The organism is Spirosoma oryzicola (assembly GCF_021233055.1).
Classification (GTDB): Bacteria; Bacteroidota; Bacteroidia; order Cytophagales; family Spirosomataceae; genus Spirosoma; species Spirosoma oryzicola.
The window spans coordinates 167501-180914 of the sequence record NZ_CP089538.1; the positions used below are offsets into that span (position 1 = coordinate 167501).

The following is a 13414-nucleotide window of genomic DNA, read 5'->3' on the forward strand; positions in this document are numbered from 1 at the left end:
ACGCAGCCGAAGCGAAAGCGAGTCTGAACAGGGCGTCGAGTCAGTGGGGGTAGACGCGAAACTTGGTGATCTACCCGTGGCCAGGTTGAAGGGGTGGTAACACACCGTGGAGGACCGAACCGATAAGCGTTGAAAAGCTTCCGGATGAGCTGCGGGTAGGGGTGAAAGGCCAATCAAACTGAGAAATAGCTCGTACTCTCCGAAATGTTTTTAGGAACAGCGTTCAGTGTTACCACTTTAGAGGTAGAGCGACCAACAGGATGCGGGGGAGTCACATCCTACCAACTTCTGATGAACTCCGAATGCTAAAGGGGGTGCTGGGCAGTGAGGGCTTGGGTGCTAAGGTCCAAGTCCGAGAGGGGAACAACCCAGACCATCATCTAAGGTCCCCAAGTGTGTGCTAAGTTGAACAAAGGCGGTCCGGCTGCTGAGACAGCCAGGAGGTTGGCTTGGAAGCAGCCATTCCTTTAAAGAGTGCGTAACAGCTCACTGGTCGAGCGGGGCGGGCGTCGATAATAAACGGGCATCAAGCACACCACCGAAGGTATGGACCTGTACATGAGTACAGTGTGGTAGGAGAGCATTCTAACAGCGGTGAAGTTGAAGCGTGAGCTTTGGTGGAGCGGTTAGAAAAGCAAATGTAGGCATAAGTAACGAGAATGAGGATGAGAACTCCTCACACCGAAAAGCTAAGGTTTCCTCCGCGATGGCAGTCATCGGAGGGTTAGTCGGGGTCTAAGGGGTAGCTGAAAGGCGGGACCTGAAGGGAATTGGGTTAATAGTCCCAAACTATCTATGCAGGTCAAACCATGACGGAGTGCCGGGGGTTCTACGTCCGGACGGAAGTGGGCGTTGAGATGAGGCTTCGGCTGAGTCGAAGAACTGAAGGGGCTTCCAAGAAAAGTGGTTTGGCGTCAAGCGTATGGATACCCGTACCGTAAACCGACACAGGTAGCTGGGAAGAATATTCTAAGGTGCGCGAAAGAATCATGGTTAAGGAACTCGGCAAGATGACCCTGTAACTTCGGGATAAGGGGGGCCTACCCAGCGATGGGAGGCTGCAGAGAAGAGGCCCAGGCGACTGTTTACCAAAAACACAGGACTCTGCCAAAATGAAAGTTGACGCATAGGGTCTGACACCTGCCCGGTGCTGGAAGGTTAAGGGGGGAGCTTAGTCGCAAGACGAAGGTTTGAACTGAAGCCCCAGTAAACGGCGGCCGTAACTATAACGGTCCTAAGGTAGCGAAATTCCTTGTCGGGTAAGTTCCGACCTGCACGAATGGTGTAACGATCTGGGCACTGTCTCAACCATGAGTTCGGTGAAATTGTAGTAGCGGTGAAGATGCCGCTTACCCGCCACGGGACGGAAAGACCCCGTGCACCTTTACTACAGCTTAACATTGATCGCCGGTCAGGCATGTGTAGGATAGGCGGGAGATTGCGAAGCGGTGTCGCCAGGCATCGTGGAATCAACCTTGAAATACCGCCCTTGGCTGACTGGCGGTCTAACCTAGACTTAGGGACCGTGTTTGGTGGGTAGTTTGACTGGGGTGGTCACCTCCGAAAGGGTAACGGAGGTTTCCCAAGGTTTGCTCATGCCGGACGGTAATCGGCAGCGGAGTGCAATAGCAAAAGCAAGCTTGACAGTGAGGCAAACAGGCCGATCTGGGACGAAAGTCGGGTATAGTGATCCGGTGGTTCCGCATGGAAGGGCCATCGCTCAAAGGATAAAAGGTACGCCGGGGATAACAGGCTGATCTCCCCCAAGAGCTCACATCGACGGGGAGGTTTGGCACCTCGATGTCGGCTCGTCACATCCTGGGGCTGGAGAAGGTTCCAAGGGTTCGGCTGTTCGCCGATTAAAGTGGCACGCGAGCTGGGTTCAGAACGTCGTGAGACAGTTCGGTCCCTATCTGTGGTGGGCGTTGGATGACTGAGGGGGTCTGTCCTTAGTACGAGAGGACCGGGATGGACCAACCGCTGGCGGATCGGTTGTTTGGCCGCAGGCACGGCCGAGTAGCTACGTTGGGAACAGATAAGCGCTGAAGGCATCTAAGTGCGAAACTGGCCCCGAGATGAGTCATCCGGTATAAAGGGTCGTAGGAGACGACTACGTTGATAGGCGACAGGTGTAGGTGCAGAGATGCATAGAGCTGAGTCGTACTAATGAGCCCGGACGCGTGATTGTTGTTGCTGCAAATGGAATGTGTGGAAATGTGTGTATTGAATTGTTTGTTTCTTTCTGTGGGGACAAAGACAACGCCATAAAGACATAAAGACTTTGAGCGCAAGCTCGACGAGTTCAACAGGTTGGTGCGGTTAAGGCGGGTGAACACCTCTTCCATTTCGAACAGAGCCGTTAAGCCCCGTACTGCCGATGGTACTGCTGTCACAAGCGGGAGAGTAGGAAGGTGCCACCTGGTGATATTGAGGGGAAAGGCCGTTAGCGGAAGCTAGCGGCCTTTTGCTATTAAAGCCTATTCAACTGTAATTATCTCAAAAAGAAATAGACTCCTATAAATGTTCATAGCGACTTGTCTAAGCAGGTTGCAAATCGTTGATGGATGGCAATACAATCTTTTGTAATAACTGATCCTCTAGCAAGCCCGCCCAAGTGTTTAGATAAGTAACTACATCATCACGGACATTATGTTTCAGATAGCGCTTCTCCAAAGGCAAACGGAGTAGCACTTCTCTATCGTCCAACTTCTCAAGATGTTTTAAATCTTCTATCGTCAGACCATTCGTAATCATTTCGTTGATTATTAAGTCAATTGGCATTTGGCTGCTGGAACAATAATCGTCAACCTGTTTGCTCCAATCGCCGTAACGCTCCATAGCGTATCGATGAATTTGATCTTTTGATAGTTTGGTCAGCTCTTGAGCGAGATTTCCGCAATTGCAGCCTCCCATATGCCCCCATTGATAATGCGTACCGTTCTTAAGCTTTTGAGCCGTAACGCGCAGTGCATGTATTAATTCAGGTGTTGGACGTGCCATGTCTAAAACGTTTATTGAATGATAATACTGTTATTGGCCGAACAGCTTGCTTATTGGTTTTGTTCGCTTGGCATAAATGAAAAAGCCCACCGACATGGTGGGCTTTTTTTATCGGACCAATTCCATCAAATCTTTATCGTTTACTTCTTTTCGAATGTCTGCCATATCGAGGAAGCGTGTGTAGATACCGTCCAAAGTTGGTTTGTCGTAGCGGTATCCAAGCAATTCAAGTCGATGCTTTAGGGCGTGACGTCCACTTCGTGCCGTTAATACGATAGATGACTCCGGAACGCCGACATCCTGAGGCTTCATGATCTCATAGTTCTCCGAATGCTTTAGAAAACCGTCCTGGTGTATACCCGACGAGTGTGCGAAGGCATTGCGACCAACGATAGCTTTGTTCGCCTGAACAGGCATGCGCATCATTTGCGAGACAAGATTACTTACTGGAAATAGCCGGGTAGCATCGATGTTCGTGTAATAGCCAAGCTCCTTTTTCACCTTTAAGGCCATAACGACTTCTTCCAGTGATGTATTGCCAGCACGTTCGCCGATGCCGTTCATAGTAACCTCAACCTGCCGCGCTCCATTCATGACGCCAGCCAGGGTATTAGCTGTAGCCAGGCCAAGATCATTGTGGCAATGAATCGATATGGTCGCTTGATGAACATTCGAAACGTGCTCGTATATATAGGCAATCTTTCTGCCGTATTCATCAGGCAGGCAATAACCTGTTGTATCCGGTACATTGACAACGGTTGCCCCTGCTCTGATAACCGCTTCGGTAAGCTGAGCTAGAAAGCTAAGATCAGCTCGTCCCGCATCTTCAGCGTAAAACTCCACATCTTCAACGTACGTCTTAGCGTGTTTAACCGCAGCAACGGCTTGCTCAAGGATCTTTTCCCGTGTACTGTTAAATTTGTTTCTGATGTGAATATCTGAGGAGCCAATACCTGTGTGAATCCGACCGCGTTTCGCCCACTTAAGCGCTTCACCAGCTGCGTCGATATCCCCTTTAACGGCACGGCTAAGAGCACAAATGGTCGGCTCGCTAACCGCTTTAGAAATTTCAACTACCGATTTAAAATCTCCGGGGCTAGATATTGGGAAACCTGCTTCAATAATATCAACGCCCAGTCGTTCCAGCTCTTTAGCTACCACAATTTTTTCTTCAGTGGTTAACTGGCATCCCGGCACTTGTTCGCCGTCGCGTAGCGTGGTGTCGAAAATATAAACTCGTTGGCTCATACCCGGTATTGATTGAACTGTATATAATTGACAAAGTAACGTAAAAAGATAAAGCCCTTTCATTTGGAGAAAGGGCTTTATTTGCATAGAACAACCTTCTCCGTTTAAAAAACGCTTCTCTTTAGAAGTAGGCTATTCCAACAAATCGATATCATATTTTCTGCGAAATTTCGCTGCTTGCGTAAATACGCTACAAAAGTAGCCAATTCATACAAAATTGCAAATACCCGCAAAAATTTTTGTCTTTTACAATGTAACTACAAATCAGGCATTTAAGCGGCTGACTAGCTCCTTACCCATAGCTTCAGTTCCAAGTATTTTCTCCGCTGGGGTATTCTGATCGGCGATGTCCCGTGTACGGAATCCGGCCTTCAATACGGAATCGACAGCGTCGATGACTGCCTGGGCTTCGTCCTTCAAGCCAAAGGAAATGTCTAGAAGCAAGGCTGCTGATAAAACCGAAGCAAGCGGATTGGCAACGCCTTTTCCTGTAATGTCATGCGCTGATCCGTGGATTGGTTCGTAGACTCCCGTATTATCGCCAACCGAAGCAGACGCGAGCATACCCATTGAACCTGCAATTTGGCTAGCTTCGTCAGTGAGGATATCACCGAACAAATTACCTGTTACAACTACGTCAAACCGCTTAGGATCTTTAATCAGAAGCATGGCAGCTGCATCGATGAACTGATGCTCGACGGTTACGTCAGGGTATTCGGGCGACAGCGTTTGTACGACTTCCCGCCACAAGCGACTACTTTCTAAAACGTTTGCCTTATCAACGGAGCACAACTTCTTACCACGTGTACGGGCTGCTTCGAACGCTTTACGAACGATACGTTCAACTTCGTACTTGCTGTAAATCATCGTATCATAAGCCGTATTTCCTTCATCGAGCCGCTCGCGTTTGCCGAAGTATACGTCACCCGTCAACTCGCGAAAGAAAAGAATGTCAGCACCCCGTAGAATTTCCGGCTTAATACTCGATGCTTCGAGAAGTTCGTCAAATAGCTTGATCGGGCGGAGGTTGGCATATAAGCCCAGCTCTTTCCGCATCTTCAATAGCCCCTGCTCAGGACGTACTTTAGCCGAAGGGTCGTTATCGTATTTGGGGTGACCTACTGCGCCGAAAAGAACAGCATCGGCAGCGCGCATTTTTTCTAATGTTTCGTCCGGTAGAGGAGAACCCGTAGCTTCGATAGCAACGTGGCCGATGAGTGCTTCATCGTAGGTGAATTCATGACCGAATTTCTGGGCTATTACTTCCAGAACCTGCTTACCTACGGTGGTTACTTCGGCACCGATGCCGTCGCCGGGAACTACGAGAATGTGTTTTTTTGCCATGATTAATCTAAAGTATTCAGCATTTTTTGGGTTGCCTTGATGGCTGATACGGTTTGGTCAGAGTCGAGGCCCCGGGTTTTAAATTCGCGATTTTTGTCTTTCCAGGTAATGATTGTCTCGCAAAGAGCGTCGGTTCGCCCTCCCGTCGGAATCCGCACGGCGTAGTCGGTCAAAACGGGTAAGGTTTGGTTTTTCTTGCCGTAAATTTTCTTTAGCGCATTCATAAAGGCGTCGTACTGCCCGTCGCCCTGTGCACTCTCCTCAAATTGCTCTTCATTAATACGCATCCGGAGCGTGGCCGAAGGCTTCAGATCTTTTGAATGAGTCAGCACATAGTTAAGAATCTCTACCCGCGAGACGACAGCGTTTGTATTCAGCACGTCAGCAATGACGTACGGCAGATCTTCACGGGTAACAACTTCTTTCTGATCACCTAGCTCAATAACCCGTTGGGTTACTTTTTTTAGGTCGTTTTCCGACAACTGGATCCCCAGTTCGCGCAGGTTATTTTCAATGTTTGCCTTGCCTGACGTTTTTCCGAGGGCATAACTGCGTTTACGCCCAAAACGCTCGGGAAGCAGGGCGTTGAAGTACAGGTTATTTTTCTTGTCGCCATCGGCGTGAATACCTGCGGTTTGCGTGAATACGTTATCGCCTACAACAGGTTTGTTATCCGGAATCCGCAACCCGGAAAAGGTTTCGACAATCTTGCTGACCTGATAGAGCGACTTTTCAGTAACGCCCATTTTCACATCCGGCATAAAATCCCGGAGAGCGGCAATGGCGCTGGCCATCGGTGCGTTACCTGCCCGCTCGCCTAAGCCGTTAACAGTTAGGTGAATGCCCTGCGCGCCGGCACGTATACCTTCCAGCACGTTGGCAACACTGAGGTCATAATCGTTATGCGCGTGAAAGTCAAAATGAATCGTTGGGTAGCGGCTGACAAGCTGACTGATGAACGCATACGTTTCTGAAGGGGTAAGAATGCCGAGTGTATCCGGAAGGAGCGCCCGGCGGATTGGCTGGGTTTGAAGAAAGTCAAGCAGTTGAAAAACGTAATCGGGCGAGTTTCGCATGCCGTTGCTCCAGTCTTCCAGATAAACGTTCGTTTGCAAGCCTTCCTGCTGAGCCTCCTCGATAACTAATCGAATGTCGGCGAAATGTTCGTCTGGCGACTTTTTGAGCTGGTGGGTAAGGTGGTTGAGCGAACCCTTGGTCAGTAAGTTCATCACCTTGGCACCGGATGCCCGCATCCAGTCGAGAGACGCTTTGCCGTCGACGAAGGTGAGTACTTCGATTTTGTCGAGTAAGCCAGCGCTAGCCGCCCAGGTGGTAATCTGTTGTACCGCTTCCAGTTCCCCGGCTGATACCCGCGCAGAAGCCACCTCTACCCGGTCTACCCTGACTTCGGTAAGCAGCAGCTGGGCCAGAGCCAATTTCTCAGAGGCAGAAAACGACACCCCGCTGGTTTGTTCACCGTCGCGGAGTGTCGTATCCATAATTTCAATGTAACGGCGCTTCATACGTTAAAGAGCGAAAGAAGTAAATAAACAAAAGAGTGATCGTTTGGCGCTCCGCTAGTGCGATGTCCCGAACGTTCACTCTTCCGCTGGCTCTTTAAAATGGCCTTGTCTCAGCAAAGGTTTCGATCTCCCCTTTCATCGAAAGCAGGTAATCAATGTCATCATAACCGTTGATGAGGTTATGCTTTTTGTAGCCATTGATGTTAAAGCTTTCACTCTCGCCCGTAACCAGCAACGTAATCGTCTGCGTTGGAAGATTGATTTCTAGTTCCGTGTTAGGGTCCGCATCGATAGCCGCGAAGATTTTCTCCAGAAACTCGGGGCTTACTTGTACGGGAAGGATACCAATGTTCAGCGAGTTATTGCGGAAAATATCGGCAAAGAAGCTCGATACAACACAGCGGAACCCGTAATCGTAAATCGCCCAGGCAGCGTGTTCACGGCTAGACCCACTACCGAAGTTTTTGCCGCCTACCAGAATTTTGCGGGGCGACCCTTCGCCCGAATAGGTCGGATTGTTCAGTACGAAATCTTGCTTAGGCGTATCGTCGTTGTTATAGCGCCAGTCGCGGAAAAGGTTGTCGCCGAATCCTTTGCGCTCCGTTGCTTTCAGAAAGCGGGCAGGGATGATTTGGTCCGTATCGACGTTCTCAATCGGCATCGGAACGGCAGTGCTACGCAGTATAGTGAATTTGTCGTAAGCCATTTTTGTAGTCGTTCTATGTCACTTGCGCGGAATTAATCGTCGTTAGCTGCCATTGAGTGTTTGGAATGACAGCTAACCGACGCAGAGCGCCATGACGTTAAATAAATTGACGGGGATCAGTTACTACACCGGTGACGGCAGCAGCGGCAGCTACCAGCGGACTTGCCAGCAAGGTTCTGGCACCTGGACCCTGACGACCTTCAAAGTTGCGGTTCGAGGTCGAAACAGCGTATTTGCCCGCTGGAATTTTGTCTTCATTCATCGCCAGACATGCGGAGCAGCCTGGTTGACGTAGTTCAAAACCGGCGGTAGTCAAGATATCGAGAATGCCTTCTTCCTTGATCTGCGATTCGACAATGTGTGAACCCGGCACAAGCCAGGCCGTTACGTTATCCGCTTTCTGACGACCTTTAACGATCGAGGCAAAGGCGCGGAAGTCTTCGATACGACCGTTGGTGCAACTGCCCAGAAACACAAAATCAACGGGTTTGCCCAGCATCGATTCGTTTTCCGAGAAACCCATGTACTGAAGCGATTTCTTGTAGCTTGCGGCACCGTCTTTCACCGTTTCAGCTACTGGAATCTGACGCGTTACGCCGGTTCCCAATCCAGGATTGGTACCGTAGGTAATTTGGGGTTCAATAGCGGCTGCGTCGAAGGTCAGGTCAACGTCGAAGGTAGCGCCTTCGTCTGTTTTGAGCGTCTGCCAGTAAGGAACCAGTTTATCCCACTGTTCGCCCTGAGGAGCCAGTTCGCGTCCTTTCAGGTAGTTGAGCGTCGTCGCGTCAGGAGCGATGATACCCCCACGAGCACCCATTTCGATACTCATGTTGCAGACCGTCATCCGGCCTTCCATGCTCATATTCTCAAACACATCACCCGCGTACTCGACGAAATAGCCGGTTGCGCCACTGGCTGAGATCTGCGAAATGATGTACAGAATCGCGTCTTTAGGCAACACCCCTTTACCCAGCGTACCGTTGACGGTAATGCGCATTTTCTTGGGTTTAGGCTGCATAATGCATTGAGTTGCCAGTACCATTTCTACTTCCGACGTACCAATACCGAAAGCGATAGCACCAAACGCGCCGTGTGTTGAGGTGTGCGAATCACCACAAACAATGGTCATACCGGGTAACGTAATGCCGTTTTCTGGACCGACGACGTGTACGATACCGTTTTTGATATGGCCCAAACCCCAGTGCGAGATGCCATACTTGGTCGCGTTCCGTTCCAGGGCCGCCAGCTGATTAGCCGACAAAGGATCGGCAACCGGCAGGTGTTGATTAAGCGTTGGCGTGTTGTGATCGGCAGTCGCGAAGGTGCGTTGGGAAAACATCACGGGTACGTGGCGGCTTTCGAGACCAAGGAAAGCGACAGGACTGGTTACTTCGTGGATAAAATGACGGTCGATGAAGAAAACATCAGGGCCATCGTCAACGTGCCGGACAACGTGTGCGTCCCACACCTTATCGAACAAAGTTTTTGGAGTGCTCATAACTATATAGATAACAAGTCTTAGGATTTTCTACCAAATCTTTCTGGCGTAGTAACAAGCGAGAAAGGTGGCTACAAATTTGCCAAATGTTCTTCGATTATACATCTCGCCATTCGTCCAGTGAATAGCGATTTTAGCTCAATGTACCTGTTTAGGTGTAAAACCGTATTGCTGTTTGTACGCCTTTATAAAATGGGAAACGCTTTCGTAGCCAATTTCCATGCTAACTTCTGATACGTTCTTGACCGTATTTCGTAGTAAAAAATGCGCGTGCGTTAGCCGCTTCTGGCGAATCCATTGACCAGGTGACGTATGAAAGTGTTCTTCGAAATCACGTTTAAACGCCGACAAGCTCCGTCCCGACAAACGGGCCAGTTCGTTCATGGACAACGGTTTAAGTAAATAGGTACTCATGAGGTAATCAAGATCCGTTTTCTGGCCTTCGTAGATATGGCGAAGAATAGCTTTCAGTTGGTTGGACGCATCCAGCTCAAGAAGGTGTAAAAGCAATTCCTGGAATTTGAGCCGAAGCAGTTCGTTCAGAAAAGGAGTTTTTGCCCCGAAGTAGGGGAGTAGTGAGTCGATAAACGTTACGAAAGTCGGTGATGAAGAGAAAGACAGGATCAGATCAGCAGGCAACGGGAGCGGAACCGGCAACGATTGGAAAAGGGCCAGATGCTGGCTAACAAATTCTTTCAGTAATTTCTCATTTACAAAAAAGACGAGGCTGCGGTAGCTGGAGTCAATAGACTCGTTCATGGAGTAGCACCCTCGCTGAAAAAATAGAATCTGCCCCTTGTGTACGTGCAGTTCCTGCGTGGGTGAGCTGAATTTCTTCTCTCCTTCCAGAATAACAATGACGGCATGTTCTTCAAAGAAAACCTCGTTCCGTTCAGGATAGACATCGCTACGGTAAGCCACGAACGTCATTTCCTGAATTTTCAGGGATTGAAACTGATTCGCTTCGATAGAAGACGGCACACGGAGCATGGAAAAGACAAATTAGCGGAAAAGGCAGACTACACCTGTCGGCTGGCGGGCTTCTGCGTTAGACTAAAAACTGAAAAAGATTCGGCTGGTCGTTCAGGTAGTCGAACACAATATTCTGGTCTTTCATCCGCTGAATAAGTGGCTCGAAATCATCTCGATTTTTAAGTTCAATGCCTACCACAGCAGGACCGTTTTCCCGATTTGTTTTCTTGATGTATTCAAAGCGGGTGATATCATCGGTCGGTCCCAGTACGTTCAGAAACTCGCGAAAAGCACCCGAGCGCTGTGGAAACCGAATAATGAAGTAATGTTTCAGTCCTTCGTAAAGCAAGGACCGTTCTTTGATCTCTTCGGTGCGGGTAATGTCATTGTTGCCACCGCTGACCAGACAGACCACGTTTTTGCCTTTGATCTCGTCCTTGATCAAATCGAGTGCGGCAATGGTCAATGCTCCGGCGGGTTCAGCAACAATAGCATCTTCATCGTACAGTTTGAGGATGGTGGTGCAGACCTGCCCTTCCGGCACCAGAATAACGCGGTCAAGAAACTGACGGCATACTTCGAACGTAGTTTCACCAACGCGCTTCACGGCGGCACCATCTACGAATTTGTCAATCTGGTGGAGGGTAACCACATGGCCCTGGTCAATGGCTACCTTCATGGAAGGCGATCCCAGCGGCTCAACGCCAATCAGTTTGGTTTTCGGACTAAGCTGATTAAAAACCGTCGAAACACCGGCTGCCAGACCGCCCCCACCGATAGCCATCAGCAGGTAATCGATCCTAAAATCAGAATCCTTAAAAATTTCCAACCCAACCGTTCCCTGCCCTTCAATGACCTGCAAATCGTCAAATGGATGAACGAATATGCTGTCGTGGGTTTTGACGTAATCAATAGCTGCGTAATACGCATCATCAAACGTATCGCCCGTCAGCACAACCTCAACGAACTCCTTACCAAACAGTTTTACTTGCTTAACCTTTTGGTTCGGCGTGGTTGACGGCATAAAAATAGTACCGCGAACGGCCATCTTCCGGCAGGCATACGCTACGCCCTGAGCGTGGTTGCCGGCACTGGCGCAAACGACACCCTGAGCCAGTGCTTCGGCTGACAGGCTAGCCATTTTGTTGTAAGCACCCCGAAGTTTGTAAGACCGAACAACCTGTTGATCTTCGCGTTTCAGGAAAATGGTAGCTCCATAACGATCCGACAGATTGATGCTTTCCTGAAGAGCTGTGTGCGAGGCTACACCCCGGAGCCGCTCGGCAGCCAGATAAATATTATCCAGATCGGGAAAGGTTGTTTTCTTATCGGCTTCGACGGACAAGCTCATAGTGCAAAAAAAGTATAAGCGGGAAAGGTAGCCTTGTTGTCCGACCGTCAGTTTCTAATGAGCGGTCTGCCAACAAAACTACCTTTCCCGAATTAATTAGTTAGCTACGCTCTGGACGCAACGACCGAACGGCTTTACCAGCCTGCCACATTTCTGAATCGCGCAATTCGGACAGTTCTACTTCCAGCTTCTCGCGGTAGTCGGGCTGCGAGTTACGGGTGATGCTGATTTCGGCCTGCTCCTGCGATTTTACTGAGTTATAGAGTTGCTCGAAAACCGGCTTGGTCGCATCGCGGAAAGGCTTCCACCAGTCGAGAGCACCGCGCTGAGCTGTGGTCGAGCAGTTTGCGTACATCCAATCCATGCCGTTCTCGGCGACGAGTGGCATCAGCGACTGCGTCAGTTCTTCAACCGTTTCGTTGAAGGCTTCCGAAGGGCTGTGGCCATTAGCGCGCAATACTTCGTACTGAGCCGCGAAGATACCTTGAATAGCACCCATCAGCGTACCCCGTTCGCCGGTCAAGTCGGAGGTTACTTCTTTGTAGAAATCTGTTTCGAACAGGTAGCCCGAACCTACGCCGATACCCATAGCAATTGCCTTGGTACGGGCATTGCCCGATGCATCCTGGTAGATAGCAAAGCTAGAGTTCAGCCCTTTTCCTTCTACGAACAACCGGCGAAGCGACGTACCCGATCCTTTCGGTGCAACCAGGAACACGTCAACATCAGCTGGCGGAACAATACCCGTTTTTTCTTTATAAGTAACGCCAAAGCCGTGCGAGAAGTACAACGACTTGCCGGGCTTCAGAGCCGCTTTTACGGTCGGCCAAAGTTCAATTTGAGCGGCATCAGAAAGCAGGAAGCAAATGATGGTACCTTTTTCCAGCGCTTCTTCAATCTCGAAAAGCGTTTCGCCGGGTACCCAGCCGTCGGCAACGGCTTTGTCGTACGTTTTGCCTTTACGCTGTCCTACGATGACGTTAAAGCCATTGTCGCGCATGTTCAGCGACTGACCAGGGCCTTGTACGCCATAGCCAATAACGGCGATTGTTTCATTAGCTAGCACCTCACGGGCTTTTTCCAGCGGGAACTCTTCCCGTGTAACAACTTGCTCCTCAACTCCTCCGAAATTAATCGTTGCCATGTTTAATTGGTTTTGGTACTCGTATTATGGGGGTTAAACATTACAGATAATAAGCCCACTCCATTTCGGGCAGGTATTCTACCAGTCCTTTCTCGGTTTTTCCGACGGCTACGCGACCCGAGCGAACAAACTCCAGAATGTCGTACTGCTTGATGTAGGCAAAGAAATCAAAGATCTCCGTATCGTTCCCGGTTTTCTCGATCACTACGTAATCAAGACCCCAGTAAACGACCCAGGCTTTGTATTTCTTGTTGATGGTTTCAACATCCAGCGGTTTGCTGCCCAGGGGTGTAGAAACCTTGAACAGCGCAATCTCATTATAGACGATCTCGTCGTTGAGGTAACCAAAAACGGCCATCACCTCCACGATTTTACGAATCTGACGCACAAGCTTTTCGACTTCTTCCCGCGATTCGTGTTTAATGACAATTGTGAATCGGGACACGCCTTTTCGCTCGGTTTCAGAAACCGTCAGGCTCTCGATGTTGATCCGTCGGCGCGTGAAAATAATCGTGATGCGATTCAGCAGTCCGATGGTATTTTCCGTGAATATACAAATGGTGTAAGTCGTCATGGGGGATGTCATTAGTTGTCAATTGATCGTCGTTGTGTTACCATTTATTGGGCT

At 49.6% G+C, this 13414-nt stretch carries 10 protein-coding genes and 2 rRNA genes (1 of these 12 only partly in view); 2 read left to right on the plus strand and 10 right to left on the minus strand.

What is annotated here, in order from left to right:
* Together LQ777_RS00650 and rrf are read left to right on the plus strand one after the other, a co-directional pair.
* Positions 1-2188, plus strand: a 23S ribosomal RNA gene (locus LQ777_RS00650) (it extends 646 nt beyond the left edge of the window).
* A gap of 121 nt (positions 2189-2309) precedes the next feature.
* Positions 2310-2420, plus strand: a 5S ribosomal RNA gene (rrf, locus tag LQ777_RS00655).
* Between the two features lie 118 nt (positions 2421-2538).
* On the opposite strand, the gene LQ777_RS00660 is transcribed toward rrf, so the two are convergent.
* The 10 genes from LQ777_RS00660 to ilvN all read right to left on the minus strand — a co-directional run bounded on the left by LQ777_RS00660 (position 2539) and on the right by ilvN (position 13360).
* Complete coding sequence (locus tag LQ777_RS00660) at positions 2539-3000, minus strand: hypothetical protein (protein ID WP_232560594.1); 462 nt, start codon at positions 2998-3000, stop codon at positions 2539-2541.
* 108 nt (positions 3001-3108) lie between these two features.
* Positions 3109-4248 (minus strand): 2-isopropylmalate synthase, encoded by a 1140-nt coding sequence (locus tag LQ777_RS00665; RefSeq protein WP_232560595.1) that lies wholly within the window; start codon positions 4246-4248, stop codon positions 3109-3111.
* A 264-nt stretch (positions 4249-4512) separates the two neighbouring features.
* Positions 4513-5592, minus strand: coding sequence for a 3-isopropylmalate dehydrogenase (leuB, locus tag LQ777_RS00670; RefSeq protein WP_232560596.1), 1080 nt, complete (start codon positions 5590-5592; stop codon positions 4513-4515).
* A gap of 2 nt (positions 5593-5594) precedes the next feature.
* Complete coding sequence (locus LQ777_RS00675) at positions 5595-7115, minus strand: alpha-isopropylmalate synthase regulatory domain-containing protein (RefSeq protein ID WP_232560597.1); 1521 nt, start codon at positions 7113-7115, stop codon at positions 5595-5597.
* Positions 7116-7209: 94 nt separating this feature from the next.
* Positions 7210-7821: a 3-isopropylmalate dehydratase small subunit gene (gene leuD / locus LQ777_RS00680; RefSeq protein WP_232560598.1), complete on the minus strand. Its 612-nt coding sequence runs from the start codon at positions 7819-7821 to the stop codon at positions 7210-7212.
* Positions 7822-7918: 97 nt separating this feature from the next.
* Complete coding sequence (gene leuC, locus LQ777_RS00685) at positions 7919-9319, minus strand: 3-isopropylmalate dehydratase large subunit (protein ID WP_232560599.1); 1401 nt, start codon at positions 9317-9319, stop codon at positions 7919-7921.
* A 138-nt stretch (positions 9320-9457) separates the two neighbouring features.
* On the minus strand, positions 9458-10309 hold the full coding sequence (locus LQ777_RS00690) for a helix-turn-helix transcriptional regulator (protein ID WP_232560600.1): 852 nt from the start codon (positions 10307-10309) through the stop codon (positions 9458-9460).
* 58 nt (positions 10310-10367) lie between these two features.
* Complete coding sequence (gene ilvA, locus LQ777_RS00695; RefSeq protein ID WP_232560601.1) at positions 10368-11642, minus strand: threonine ammonia-lyase IlvA; 1275 nt, start codon at positions 11640-11642, stop codon at positions 10368-10370.
* Positions 11643-11742: 100 nt separating this feature from the next.
* Positions 11743-12786, minus strand: coding sequence for a ketol-acid reductoisomerase (gene ilvC / locus LQ777_RS00700; RefSeq protein ID WP_232560602.1), 1044 nt, complete (start codon positions 12784-12786; stop codon positions 11743-11745).
* A 40-nt stretch (positions 12787-12826) separates the two neighbouring features.
* Entirely contained in the window at positions 12827-13360 is a 534-nt protein-coding gene (ilvN, locus tag LQ777_RS00705; protein WP_232560603.1) for an acetolactate synthase small subunit, read from the minus strand.
* Positions 13361-13414: the final 54 nt, after the last annotated feature.